The following is a 12,567-nucleotide window of genomic DNA, read 5'->3' as shown; positions in this document are numbered from 1 at the left end:
TACGCCCAGCCCGACCGCATCACGCCTGACTCGCGGCGGCGCCGCCGGGAGTCTCACGAAGCCGTGCTCCGAGCCACGAAAGACCTCCTCGGCGAGGTCGGATACCAGCGGCTGGCCTTCGAAGGCATCGCCCGGCGGGCCGGAGTCAGCAAGGCCACCATCTACCGGTGGTGGCCGAACAAGGCCGCACTCGTGATCGAGGCCCTCAGCGGGGAAGTCCCCCTGCCTGCCATCCACGAGACCGGCGACCTCGAAGCCGACCTGCGCACCGCCGTCCGTCTCACGATCGAGCTCGTCTCCGCCATGCCCACTTGTCTGATCCTCCCGGCGCTTCTCGCCGACGTGATCGAGGATCCCACCGGCACGAAAGCCTTCGCCGAGCTCATCGAACCCCGCCGCGCGTCGGTCGTGAACCTGCTGGAGCGGGCCCGCCTCGAAGGCCGGTTGCCGCCGGACACCGATACGTCACTGATGGTCGACATCTACTCCGGGACGGTCGTGTATCTGGCCGCGGTGAACCGCATACCGCCGGGCGAGGCGGTGGTGGACCAGCTCGTCAGCCTCCTCTTGCACGGCCACCTTCCGGTCTCGAAAGGACCCGCCCCCGCAGACCGGGACGGATCGCCAGGAGGGTGAGCCGGCCGCGCAGAAGTCGCCCCCTTGCGGGGACGACTCGTCGATCTGCTGCAGCCGGGGGCAATCTTCACTCGTGCACCACAGTTGACGATCACCCGGAACGGCGCGCCAGCATTGTCGTTCACCGCACCAGACTTCGCTTCGGGGAAACGGTCGTGGTCCTGGCAGAGCTGTACTGGCGCGGCGAGCGCTGGAAGGTCCGCGCCGTGAGGTAGGGATACGCCTCTGGTGGTGGAGCTCCCGCACGACAGGCCGGCCGGGCTCTCATGCATCGAGGGATCTCCGGTGCCGGCGTCCCGGCTGGCCCGCCGACGGGCGGCAAGGCTCCGGTCCGGGCCGACCGGGCGGCGTCGGCGGGTGATCCGGACGAGCGGATCCGGCAGCTGGAAGCGCGGGTGGCCGAACTCGAGCTCAGCGAGCGCAAGCTCGCGACCGGCTCTCGAGGCATCGGAACGTCACCGGGCTCTTGGAGGTCTCCCGCCCACCCGCGCCACCGCGAGCGCGCCTGCCGCGCAACCCCGGGCTGCCGCGGTTTGGGGGTCGGCGCCGGCCAGAAGGGCGGCGAGGAAGGCGCCGGTGAAGGCGTCGCCCGCGCCGGTGGTGTCCCGCGCGGTGGCCGGCACCGCGGGTACGTGGGCGCGGACGGCACCCGCGTGCGCCACCCGTGCCCCGGCGGCGCCCTGCTTCACGACCACCAGCGGGACGTGGCGGCTCAGCTCGGCCGCCGCGTCCGCCGGGTCGGGCAGGCCCGTCAGCAGACAGGCCTCGTCGCGGCTCGGCAGCAGCACGTCCACCCCCTCGACGAGCGAGAGGAACCGGTCCACGCCGAGCGTGACGAGGAACCCGGCCGACGCGGGATCCAGGCTCACCGGCACCCCACGCGCGCGGGCCGCCGCGACGGCGCTCGCCACCAGCGCCCGACCCGTACCGGAGAACAGCAGGTAGCCCGACAGATGCAGCCTGGCCACCCCGTCGAGCAGCGCGTCGGACCAGTCACCCGCCTCAAGGCGCAGCGAAGCCCCGCTGTCCGTGAGGAACGTGCGCTCGGCCGCCGCCGAGGAGTCGACGAGGCAGACCACCGTCCCGGTCGGCGCCCCGGGATCGACGACCAGGTGGGGGCGTACTCCCGAGGCGACCAGCGCGCGTTCGTGCCAGACCGCCGACTCCGCGCCCACCCGCCCCAGCAGCCGGACCTCCCGGCACCCGCTGTGGGCCGCCCAGCAGGCCACGTTGGCCCCGGCCCCGCCGGGCAGCATCCGGACCGCGGCGGAGGTGTCGGTGCCGGTGGCGAGAGGGCCGCGATGCCGTACGACGACATCCGTCACGACGTCCCCGACCACCAGCAGCGCCCCGCCCCCGCCGTCCGTCACAGCGGGGCCCGTCACGGCAGGGCCCACGCCGCCGCGATCCGCGCCGCCAGCCGTACGTTGCCGCGCACCGCCGCCAGGTTGGCGCGCAGCGAGGCGCCGTCGGTGTGCCGCACCAGGTAGTCGAGCAGGAAGGGGGTGACCGCCTGCCCCGTGATGCCCTGCTCCGCGCACGCGTGCAGCGCGTCGGCGAGCACACGCGCGTGCAGGTCGGGATCCAATTGTTCCTGCCGCGGCACCGGGTTGGCGACGATCAGCGCCGACTCCGGCGCCCGCAGCGCGTTCTGTGCCCGCATCACCGCGGCCACGTCCTCCGGCGTCCGCAGCGTCCAGTCCACCGGATGACCGGAGTCGGACAGGTAGAACCCGGGGAAGCGGTCCGTGCCGTACCCGGCCACCGCGACCCCCAGCGTCTCCAGCCGCTGCAACGTCGCCGGCACGTCCAGGATCGACTTGACCCCCGCGCACACGACCGTGATCCGCGTGCGCGCCAGCAGCCCGAGGTCGGCGGACTCGTCCTGCGTCACCGTCCACTCCCGGTGCACTCCGCCGAGCCCGCCCGTGGCGAACACGCGGATGCCCGCCAGCGAGGCCAGCAGCGCCGTCGCCGACACCGTGGTCGCACCGCTCGCCCCCGCGGCCATCGCGAGCGGCAGGTCGCGGTGGCCGAGCTTGCGCATCCCCTCCTCGTTCGCGACCCGCTCCAACTGCCCCTTGTCCAGGCCGACGTGAGGACGGCCGTCCAGCACCGCGATGGTCGCGGGCACGGCACCCTCCTGCCGCACCGCCTCCTCAAGCTCCAGCGCCACCTGGAGATTGCGCGGGCGCGGCAGCCCATGGGCGATGATCGTGGACTCCAGGGCCACCACGGGACGACGCGCGGCCAGCGCCTCCCGCACCTCTTCGGACACCACCAGCACGTGCCTGCCTCCCGTCTGTCGCGCTCTCCCCTCATCTCTGGCGGGTGCCGCACCGGGTCAAACCCTTGCGGCCCGTACCGCACGGCACCAGCCTGGGACGCATGACCGAGAACACGCCACGCCTCGACCATGTCGTCCTCTGGGTGCGCGACCCGGTCGCCGCGGCAGGCTTCTACGAGCAGACGGTCGGCCTGGAGCCGGTCAGGGTCGCCGAGTTCGCCGCGGGCGAGGTGTCCTTCCCCTCCGTACGCCTGAACGAGGAGACGATCCTCGACCTCGCCCCGCTCGACATGGCCGAGCGCATGAACATGGTCCCCGGTGCGGCCGACAGCGCGGGCCATCCCGTGAACCACGTCTGCCTGTCCCTGCCCGCCGACGGCTTCGACGCCCTGCGCGCCCGCCTGGAGGAGCACGCCGTCCCCGTCTCCGGCTTCTCCCACGACTCCTTCGGCGCGCGCGGCAAAGCCAGGCGCAGCTTCTACTTCCGCGACCCGGACGGCAACGTCTTCGAGGCCCGGCACTACGACCAGCACACGCGCGGTGACTAGCGCACGCGCGGTCCGGCCCCACGAGGAGGGCACGCCCGGCCAGGTACTACGAGCAGTGCGCCTCGCGCCCGGCGCCTCAGAACAGCGGCTCGGGCAGCACGCCTTCCAGCGCGAGCAGCCTGCGCTTGGCCTCCAGACCGCCGCCGAAACCGCCGATGCCGCCGTCGCTCTCGACGACCCGGTGGCACGACACGACCACCGGCAGCGGATTGGCGCCCATCGCCGCGCCCACCGCCTGGGCGGCACCCGGCTGCCCCACCCGGTCGGCCAGGTCGCCGTACCCGACGACCGTGCCGTACGGCACGCCCGACGCCAGTTCGCGCAGCACCTGCCGGTTGAAGCCGGAGATCAGCGACCAGTCCAGCGGCAGCTCGAAGTCCTGCCGCTCGCCCGCGAAGTACGCCCGCACCTGGCGTATCGCCTCAGCGAGCAGCGGGGAGCCGGGCGCCTCGACCGGCTCGGTGCCCAGCCGGGACGCCAGCCGGTCCAGCGCGCGCTCCCGTATCGCGTCGGTGGCATGGAAGACGACGTTGACCAGGCCCTCGGGGGTCGCGGCCAGCAGCAGGGGGCCGATGCCGGTACCGACGACGGCCCACACGACCTGCTGCTCGTCCGGTACGACCCGCTGCTCGTCCTGCTCGTGGCTGTCCATGCGATTACGGTACGGCCCGCCACTGACAGCGCCCTCTGACCTGCGCCGCCGCGAGACCAGACGGTCTTGGGCGATCAGACGGTCTTGAGCGATGAAACGGTCTTGAGCGATCAGACGGTCTTGAGCGCCGCGCGCACCACCTCCGGCTTGTTCGTGATGATGCCGTCCACTCCATAGCCGGCGACGGTCCGGGTGCCGGCGGCGTTGTCCACCGTGTAGGCGAAGATCCCCAGCGGGGCGCCGTGCGGTCCCCGGTGCGCGCGGACGGCCGCCGTGTAATGCGCCGACAGCGTGCGGTAGGAGGGGTTGATCAGGTCCACGAAGGCCGCGTACCGGTGCAGGTCCGCCGTGTCCGGACGGCCGAGGAAAGCGGTGCGGACGGCGGGCTTCAGCGCGTGCACGGTCCGCACGCTGGCGGCGCTGAAGCTCTGCACGATGAGCCGGCTCGCCAGGTGCCGGTGGTCGAGCCAGCCGTCGTTGGCGAGCACCTTGAGGGTCTGTGCCTCGATCCCCGGATACAGCTCTGGATGCTTGATCTCCAGGAGCAGCTTCTCGTGGTTGTGTTCGAGCCGGCGCATGTACTGGTCGAGCGTCGGCACGCGCGTGCCCGCGAACCTGGGGGAGAACCAGCTGCCCGCGTCCAGGCGGGCGATCTCGGCGGCGGTGAAGTCCTTCACCTTCCACGGGGCCCGGCCGGGAAAGACCTGCTCGACGTTGGTCGTCCGCTTCAGGGTGGCGTCGTGGATGACCACGAGCTCGCCGTCCCTGGTGCGCTGCACGTCGTTCTCCACCCAGGAGAAGCCGAGCGCCGCCGCCTTGTCGACGGCGGGCAGCGTGTTCTCCGGGGCGTGGGCGGAGGCACCCCGGTGGGCGACGACCACGGGCCGCGGCCGGTGGGCGTCCGCGGCTCGTACCTCCGAGCCGGGCAGGAACAGGGCGACGGCCGCCGCGAGGGCGGTGGCCAGGGCGGCGACTGCGCGCGCGTGCATACGTACTCCTCGCGACGAATGATCACAGACAGTGCAAGAGTGGCAGCACAGAGTCAACGAGGCGCTCACGGAAGGGCCACGGGTGGAGTCACGGTCCGCACAGAGTCGGCCGCGCCCGCTCACGGGTGCCGCACATCTGCGACGAGGCCGTGCTTCTTTGCCGGAAAGTCGTTCGGTCATTCCGGTGGCGTTCATACTCTCAGCGTCAACCCTGATCGCGTGGCGGTCCTGGGACGGGGGCATTCACGGATTTCCGGGACTTCAAGAGGGCGGAAGGGCAACCGCGCATGCACGGCACCGTCGACGGATTCAGCTACGGGCTCGTCACCCCGCTGGTGGCCTGTCTCATGGCCTGCCTCGGTGGGGCACTGGGCCTGCGCTGCACCACCCGCGCCCTGCTCGTCGCCCGCTCCTGGCGCCCCGGCTGGCTCGCCCTCGGCTCGGCCGCGATCGGCTCGGGCATCTGGACGATGCACTTCGTCGCGATGACCGGTTTCACCGTCGAAGAGGCGCCGATCGGCTACGACCGGCCGACGACGTACGCGAGCCTGGCCGTCGCCATCGTCATGGCGGGGATCGGGATCTTCATCGTCGGCTACCGGGGCGCGACCGGCTCCGCCCTGTTCACCGGCGGCACGATCACCGGCCTCGGCGTCGCCAGCATGCACTACCTGGGCATGGCCGGGATGCGGCTCGACGGCACGCTCGAGTACAACACGCTCACCGTCGCGGCCTCCGTGGTCATCGCCGTCGTCGCCGCGACCGCGGCCCTCTGGGCGGCCGGGCGGGCGAAAGGGTTCCTCTGGAGCGTCGGCGCCAGCCTCGTCATGGGTCTCGCCGTCGTCGGCATGCACTACACGGGCATGGCCGCCCTCAGCGTCCACCTGCACGAAACGGGCGGCGCCGCCGCCGGCGAGTCGTCGGCCGCCCTGCTCACACCGATGCTGATCGGTCCGCTCCTCTTCCTCCTGCTCACCGGTGCCGTCGTACTGTTCGACCCGCTGATGATCACGGGCAGCTCCGACTGGACCCCCGTCGAGCACAAGCCGGGTGTGCCGGCGCGCGAACTCGTCGCCCATTCCGCCGGCCGCCCCCCGGCCGGCGCCCACCGCGACCCCGGCCGCGAGACGGTCCGCGAACGCCTCCGCGCTCCGCAGAACCGCTGATCCGGACCCGTTGTCAGTGGCGGGTCGTACGGTGGATGTCATGCGGCCCGTCTCTCACATCGAACGCACGGTGGCGCCCTTCGAGGTCGTCAGCCCCTACCAGCCCAGCGGCGACCAGCCGCAGGCCATCGCCGAACTCGCCCAGCGCATCGAGGCGGGGGAGCCGGACGTCGTCCTGCTCGGTGCCACCGGCACCGGCAAGTCCGCCACCACGGCGTGGATGATCGAGAAGCTTCAGCGCCCGACCCTCGTCATGGCGCCGAACAAGACGCTCGCCGCCCAGCTGGCCAACGAGTTCCGCGAACTGCTGCCGAACAACGCGGTCGAGTACTTCGTCTCGTACTACGACTACTACCAGCCCGAGGCCTACGTCCCGCAGTCGGACACCTACATCGAGAAGGACTCCTCGATCAACGAGGAGGTCGAGCGCCTGCGCCACTCGGCGACCAACTCGCTGCTCACCCGTCGCGACGTCGTCGTGGTCGCCTCCGTCTCCTGCATCTACGGCCTGGGCACCCCGCAGGAGTACGTGGACCGCATGGTGCCCCTCCGGGTCGGCGACGAGATCGACCGCGACGAGCTGCTGCGCCGCTTCGTGGACATCCAGTACACGCGCAACGACATGGCCTTCACTCGCGGCACCTTCCGGGTGCGCGGCGACACCATCGAGATCTTCCCGGTCTACGAGGAGCTGGCCGTCCGCATCGAGATGTTCGGCGACGAGATCGAGGCGCTGTCGACCCTGCACCCCCTCACCGGCGAGATCATCAGCGACGACCAGCAGCTGTACGTCTTCCCGGCCTCGCACTACATCGCCGGCCCCGAGCGCATGGAGCGGGCGGTCAGGGGCATCGAGAAGGAGCTCGAGGAGCGCCTGGCCGAGCTGGAGAAGCAGGGCAAGCTGCTGGAGGCCCAGCGGCTGCGGATGCGCACCACCTACGACATCGAGATGCTCCGCCAGATCGGCACCTGCTCCGGCGTGGAGAACTACTCGATGCACTTCGACGACCGCGCGCCCGGCACTCCGCCCAACACCCTGCTCGACTACTTCCCGGACGACTTCCTGCTCGTCATCGACGAGTCGCACGTCACCGTGCCGCAGATCGGCGCGATGTACGAGGGCGACGCCTCTCGCAAGCGCACCCTCGTCGAGCACGGCTTCCGGCTGCCGTCCGCCCTGGACAACCGCCCGCTCAAGTGGGAGGAGTTCCAGGAGCGCATCGGACAGACGGTGTACCTGTCGGCGACGCCGGGCACATACGAGCTGTCCCGCTCGGACGGGCAGGTCGAGCAGATCATCCGCCCCACCGGCCTGGTCGACCCGCAGGTCGTCGTCAAGCCCACCGAGGGCCAGATCGACGACCTGGTGCACGAGATCCGCGGGCGCGTGGAGAAGGACGAGCGCGTCCTGGTCACCACGCTGACCAAGAAGATGGCCGAGGACCTGACGGACTACTTCCTGGAACTCGGCATCCAGGTGCGCTACCTGCACAGCGACGTCGACACCCTGCGCCGGGTCGAGCTGCTGCGCGAGCTGCGCAGCGGAGAGTTCGACGTCCTGGTCGGCATCAACCTGCTGCGTGAGGGCCTCGACCTGCCCGAGGTGTCGCTGGTGGCGATCCTCGACGCCGACAAGGAGGGCTTCCTGCGCTCGGGCACCTCGCTGATCCAGACCATCGGCCGCGCGGCGCGCAACGTCTCCGGCCAGGTCCACATGTACGCCGACAAGATCACCCCGGCGATGGAGAAGGCCATCGAGGAGACCAACCGCCGCCGGGAGAAGCAGGTCGCGTACAACAAGGCGAACGGCATCGACCCGCAGCCGCTGCGCAAGAAGATCAACGACATCGTCGCGCGGATCGCCCGCGAGGAGGTCGACACCGAGCAGCTGCTCGGCACCGGGTACCGCAAGGGGAAGGACGGCAAGGGCGCGAAGACCCCCGTGCCGTCCCGCGGCGAGAACGGCGCCAAGGCCGCCGGTGCCGCCAAGCCGGCCAGATCCGCCAAGGGCAAGGCGAAGGAGACGGTGCCCACCGACCGTCCCGCCGCCGAACTCGCCGAGCAGATCGAGGAGATGACGGAGCGGATGCGCGCCGCCGCCGCCGACCTCCAGTTCGAGGTCGCGGCCCGGTTGCGCGACGAGGTAGCGGAGATGAAGAAGGAACTGCGCCAGATGCGCGAGGCAGGGCTGTCCTGACCGACTGCGCTGTGTTGCAAGACCGACACAAAGTGCGGACCCGTATGCGGCGCTACCACTGCCTCTGCGTAGGGTTCTTGGCAGCCGCGGAACCGGCGGCGACAGGGGTGTAGCTCGAGAGGGGAATCAGCCGTGACCGTCAACTTGACCAAGGGTCAGGCCATCAGTCTGCAGAAGAACGACGGAGGCAGCCTGACCGCGGTCCGCATGGGTCTCGGCTGGCAGGCGGCTCCGCGCCGGGGCCTGTTCGGCTCGCGCACGCGCGAGATCGACCTCGACGCCTCCGCCGTGCTCTTCGCCGAGAAGCAGCCGGTCGACGTCGTCTTCTTCCGCCACCTGGTGAGCGACGACGGCTCCGTTCGCCACACCGGCGACAACCTGGTCGGCGGCGCGGGCCAGGGCGGCGACGACGAGTCGATCCTCGTCGACCTCCAGCGCGTCCCGGTCCACATCGACCAGATCATCTTCACCGTGAACTCCTTCACGGGCCAGACCTTCCAGGAGGTGCAGAACGCGTTCTGCCGCCTGGTCGACGAGACCAACGGCCAGGAACTCGCCCGCTACACCCTGGCCGGCGGTGGCAACTACACCGCCCAGATCATGGCGAAGGTGCACCGCGTGAACGGCGCCTGGACGATGACGGCTCTCGGCGCCCCCGCCAACGGCCGCACCTTCCAGGACCTGATGCCGACGATCCTGCCGCACCTGTAGAACGGTCCGAACGGTTCGGACGGTCCGGCGAGCGGCGCACGACAGCACATGACACCAGGGGGACGAAGGCGATGACGGCCGAGCTGGTGCGGGGGCAGAACCACCCGCTCTCAGAGGTCCGCCTGGAGATCCGGATCTCGGCCGGCCGTCCGGTCGTGGCGGTGGCCACGCTCAGCGACGACAGCGGCAGGGCGCGGGGTGCCGAGTGGGTGGTGCACCCCGGCGCTCCCGTCCTGCCCGGTCTGGAGGTCTCGCGCCAGGCCGCCGCCGACCACCGGCTCGCCGTCGACCTGGGTGCCATACCCGAGGCGGCGCACCGCGTCGACGTGCTGCTGGCGCTGCCCACCGCGGGTGGGGGCCCGACCCGGTTCGGCGCGGTCGCCGCCCCCTTCGTCGCGGTCACCGGCCTGGACGGCACCGAACTCGTCAGCTACACGATCACCGGTCTTGACGCCGAGTCCGCCGTGATCGCGGTGGAGCTGTACCGCCGCCAGGGCGCCTGGAAAGTGCGCGCCGTCGGCCAGGGCTACGCGGGCGGCCTCACCGAACTCCTCACCGACCTGGGACTGACCCAGGCCGCTGAACTGGCCGGCGCCGCCGAAGAGGCGGTGGCCGAGGGACTGGCCCGCTCGGTGGCGGTACCCCCGCCCCGCACGACGGATGACGACCGTTCCCACCAGGCCTCCGCGCCGCCCCGGCCGAACCCGGCTGCTTCCGTTTCCTCCCACGAAGGTTCTTCCAGCGAGGGCTCTTCCCACGAGGGACAGGTCTCCGGGACCGCCGCACCTTCGGCTCCGCAGCCCGCGGGTCCCGGGGGATCCGGAGACGGGACCCCCGCGGCCGGACCATCGATGTCGGTGCCCGCGGGTGGAACCATCGACTACCGGCACCCGCGGCGACAGCCCGCACCCCCGTCCGGACAGCCTGCACCTCCCTCCGGACAGCCCTCGGGTCCGCCCCGACAGCCGTCGGCCCCACCTGGACAGCCGGCGCCGCCGCCGGCCGCACCGGCCGTGAGTCCCGGCCACGACGGGCAGCCCGCGCGGCCCATCGCGGGGGACGCGACCGGGTGGTCGATGGAGGAGCGGCTCTACAACCAGGTCTGGGGGATGTTCGAGGACCTGGCCCGCACCACGGCCGCCTACCGCAGCGCCGTCGACTTCGCCGAGTCGCGCATGGAGAAGGAGCTGGACCAGGTCCTGTCCGACCCGCGCAGCCGCATCGGCGGTCAGGGCGATGCCGCCCGGGAGGCGGCCCTTGTCAAGCACGCGCAGCTCGTCGACCAGGCCAGAGCGGCGCTCGACAGAGACCTGGCTCAGCTCACCGACGAGTCCGAGGTCGTCGAGCCGGCCCTGCCGGCGGCGTACGCCCGCTGGGACAATCCGGTCTGGCACGGCTACCGCGTGCCGATGGAGATCCCCATGGCGGTACGCCTCGGCGATCTCCACCTGCCCGAGGACCCGTCCCTGCGCATCCCCATGCTGATCCGGCTGCCGCTGGAGCGCGGCCTGTGGATCGACAGCGGCCGCTGGGCGTCCCCGGACGAATCCTTCGCGGACGAGGGCGAACGGCGCCGCCTGGCGATGGAGGCGGCCGTGGCGCACGCGGCCCGGCTGATCGCCGTCTACCCGGCGGGCGAGTTCGGCGTCCATGTCATCGACCCGGCCGGATCCGGAGCCCAGGCACTCGCGCCCCTGGTGCGCACGGGCGTGCTCGCGGGACCGCCCGCGGCCGCCGCCGCCGGGGCCGCGGACGTCCTGAGCCGGCTCACCCAACGGGTCGACCTGGTGCAGATGGCCGTGCGCGGGGGCGCGCCGGACGCGCTGCCGCCCGGCTTCGACGCCGCCGAACAGCTCCTGATCGTCAACGACTTCCCGCACGGATTCGACGACCGCGCCGTGACCCAGCTGCGCTACCTCGCCGACGAGGGCCCGGCCGTCGGCGTCCACCTGATGATGGTCGCCGACCGCGAGGACGCCGCCGCCTACGGCCCCTTGCTCGACCCGCTGTGGCGTTCACTGATGCGACTGACCCCGGTGCCCGACGACCACCTCGCCGACCCCTGGGTCGGACACGCCTGGACGTACGAGCCGCCGGTGGTGCCGCCGGGCAGCCAGGTGCTCCAGCTGGTGCTCACCGAGGTCGCGACGGCCCGCCGCGACTGGAACCGCTGAGCCGCCGCGACTGGAACCCCCAGTCGTCGCGACTGGAACCGCTGAGCCCGGGTACACGCCCCGCATCGCCCCTTCCTCAAGGAATCGTAAACTCCTCTGACCTGCGGCTTTGATCTTTTCTTTGCCTTGCCCTTTACTATTCCTTGGTGATTCGGGTACCGTTTTGTCCTGTGAATGTCTCGTTGTCCCTGTGGGTCCTGACCATCATCGGCCTGGCCGCCCTGATCGCCGTCGACTTCTTCATCGGCCGCAAACCCCATGACGTGTCGATCAAGGAAGCCGGGATCTGGACGGCCGTCTGGGTCGTCCTGGCCGGTCTCTTCGGGCTCGGTCTGCTCGTCTTCGGCGGCGGCCGGCCGGCCGGTGAGTTCTTCGCCGGCTTCATCACCGAGAAGTCGCTGAGCGTCGACAACCTCTTCGTCTTCGTCCTGATCATGGCCAAGTTCGCCGTGCCGTCGCAGTATCAACGGCGGGTGCTGATGATCGGCGTCCTCATAGCCCTGGTGCTGCGGGCCGGCTTCATCGCCGCCGGAGCCGCGATCATCGCGAGCTTCTCGTGGGTGTTCTACCTCTTCGGCGCCTTCCTGATCTGGACCGCCTGGAAGCTCATCCAGGAGGCCCGCTCCGGCGGGGACGAGGAAGAGGATTTCGAGGAGAACAAGCTGCTCAAGGCCGTCGAGCGCCGTTTCGGCGTGGCCGACCGCTACCACGGCACCCGGCTGTGGAGCCGGCAGAACGGCAAGCGGGTGATGACGCCGATGCTGGTCGTGATGCTCGCGATCGGCACCACTGACATCCTGTTCGCCCTCGACTCGATCCCCGCGATTTTCGGCCTCACGCAGGACCCGTACATCGTCTTCACCGCCAACGCCTTCGCGCTGATGGGCCTTCGGCAGCTGTACTTCCTGATAGGAGGCCTGCTCAAGAAACTGGTCCACCTGTCCTACGGCCTGTCGGTGATCCTCGGCTTCATCGGCGTCAAGCTGGTGCTGCACGCGCTGCACGAGTCCGGCGTGCACGTCCCCGTGATCAGCATCCCGGTCTCCCTCGGCGTGATCTGCGCGGTTCTGGCCGTCACCACCGTCACCAGTCTGCTGGCCGCGCGGAAGCAGGCCACGGAGGAGGTGCGGGAGACGGAGGCACAGGAGGAAGGCCACGAGGACGCGGCGAAGGACCGGGTCGATGCGTGAGTGCGAGCGGGAGCGCA

Annotated in this window: 11 protein-coding genes; 7 read left to right on the top strand and 4 right to left on the bottom strand. The window is 71.0% G+C overall.

Annotation, left to right across the window (positions count from 1 at the left end; all coding sequences use genetic code 11):
• Nucleotides 1-63 precede the first annotated feature (63 nt).
• A complete protein-coding gene (locus ABZ818_RS06205; RefSeq protein WP_361411448.1) occupies nucleotides 64-636 on the top strand; it encodes a TetR/AcrR family transcriptional regulator in 573 nt (190 codons plus the stop codon).
• A 455-nt stretch (nucleotides 637-1,091) separates the two neighbouring features.
• On the opposite strand, the gene ABZ818_RS06200 is transcribed toward ABZ818_RS06205, so the two are convergent.
• Nucleotides 1,092-2,006 (bottom strand): PfkB family carbohydrate kinase, encoded by a 915-nt coding sequence (locus ABZ818_RS06200; protein ID WP_361411661.1) that lies wholly within the window; start codon nucleotides 2,004-2,006, stop codon nucleotides 1,092-1,094.
• Nucleotides 2,007-2,017: 11 nt separating this feature from the next.
• Nucleotides 2,018-2,923, bottom strand: a complete 906-nt coding sequence (locus ABZ818_RS06195; RefSeq protein ID WP_361411446.1) for a pseudouridine-5'-phosphate glycosidase — start codon at nucleotides 2,921-2,923, stop codon at nucleotides 2,018-2,020.
• Between the two features lie 101 nt (nucleotides 2,924-3,024).
• On the opposite strand from ABZ818_RS06195, the gene ABZ818_RS06190 reads away from it, so the two are divergent.
• The gene (locus tag ABZ818_RS06190) at nucleotides 3,025-3,471 is read left to right on the top strand and encodes a VOC family protein (protein ID WP_361411444.1); all 447 of its coding nucleotides are present in this window, start codon (nucleotides 3,025-3,027) and stop codon (nucleotides 3,469-3,471) included.
• A 76-nt stretch (nucleotides 3,472-3,547) separates the two neighbouring features.
• On the opposite strand, the gene ABZ818_RS06185 is transcribed toward ABZ818_RS06190, so the two are convergent.
• Together ABZ818_RS06185 and ABZ818_RS06180 are read right to left on the bottom strand one after the other, a co-directional pair.
• Nucleotides 3,548-4,123: a methylated-DNA--[protein]-cysteine S-methyltransferase gene (locus ABZ818_RS06185; RefSeq protein WP_361411442.1), complete on the bottom strand. Its 576-nt coding sequence runs from the start codon at nucleotides 4,121-4,123 to the stop codon at nucleotides 3,548-3,550.
• Nucleotides 4,124-4,233: 110 nt separating this feature from the next.
• The gene (locus ABZ818_RS06180; RefSeq protein WP_361411440.1) at nucleotides 4,234-5,112 is read right to left on the bottom strand and encodes a glycerophosphodiester phosphodiesterase family protein; all 879 of its coding nucleotides are present in this window, start codon (nucleotides 5,110-5,112) and stop codon (nucleotides 4,234-4,236) included.
• A 287-nt stretch (nucleotides 5,113-5,399) separates the two neighbouring features.
• On the opposite strand from ABZ818_RS06180, the gene ABZ818_RS06175 reads away from it, so the two are divergent.
• The 5 genes from ABZ818_RS06175 (at nucleotide 5,400) to ABZ818_RS06155 (ending at nucleotide 12,550) form a co-directional block, all read left to right on the top strand.
• Nucleotides 5,400-6,278 (top strand): MHYT domain-containing protein, encoded by an 879-nt coding sequence (locus ABZ818_RS06175; protein WP_361411438.1) that lies wholly within the window; start codon nucleotides 5,400-5,402, stop codon nucleotides 6,276-6,278.
• Nucleotides 6,279-6,318: 40 nt separating this feature from the next.
• Nucleotides 6,319-8,475: an excinuclease ABC subunit UvrB gene (gene uvrB, locus ABZ818_RS06170; protein ID WP_361411436.1), complete on the top strand. Its 2,157-nt coding sequence runs from the start codon at nucleotides 6,319-6,321 to the stop codon at nucleotides 8,473-8,475.
• A 132-nt stretch (nucleotides 8,476-8,607) separates the two neighbouring features.
• Nucleotides 8,608-9,186 (top strand): TerD family protein, encoded by a 579-nt coding sequence (locus ABZ818_RS06165; protein WP_361411434.1) that lies wholly within the window; start codon nucleotides 8,608-8,610, stop codon nucleotides 9,184-9,186.
• A 71-nt stretch (nucleotides 9,187-9,257) separates the two neighbouring features.
• Nucleotides 9,258-11,360: a TerD family protein gene (locus ABZ818_RS06160; RefSeq protein ID WP_361411432.1), complete on the top strand. Its 2,103-nt coding sequence runs from the start codon at nucleotides 9,258-9,260 to the stop codon at nucleotides 11,358-11,360.
• 170 nt (nucleotides 11,361-11,530) lie between these two features.
• Nucleotides 11,531-12,550: a TerC/Alx family metal homeostasis membrane protein gene (locus ABZ818_RS06155; protein WP_361411430.1), complete on the top strand. Its 1,020-nt coding sequence runs from the start codon at nucleotides 11,531-11,533 to the stop codon at nucleotides 12,548-12,550.
• Nucleotides 12,551-12,567 lie beyond the last annotated feature (17 nt).

Origin of the sequence: Streptomyces sp. NPDC047453 (assembly GCF_040643155.1) — a bacterium.
Classification (GTDB): Bacteria; Actinomycetota; Actinomycetes; order Streptomycetales; family Streptomycetaceae; genus Streptomyces.
This window is presented reverse-complemented; position numbering and strand designations above follow the sequence as displayed.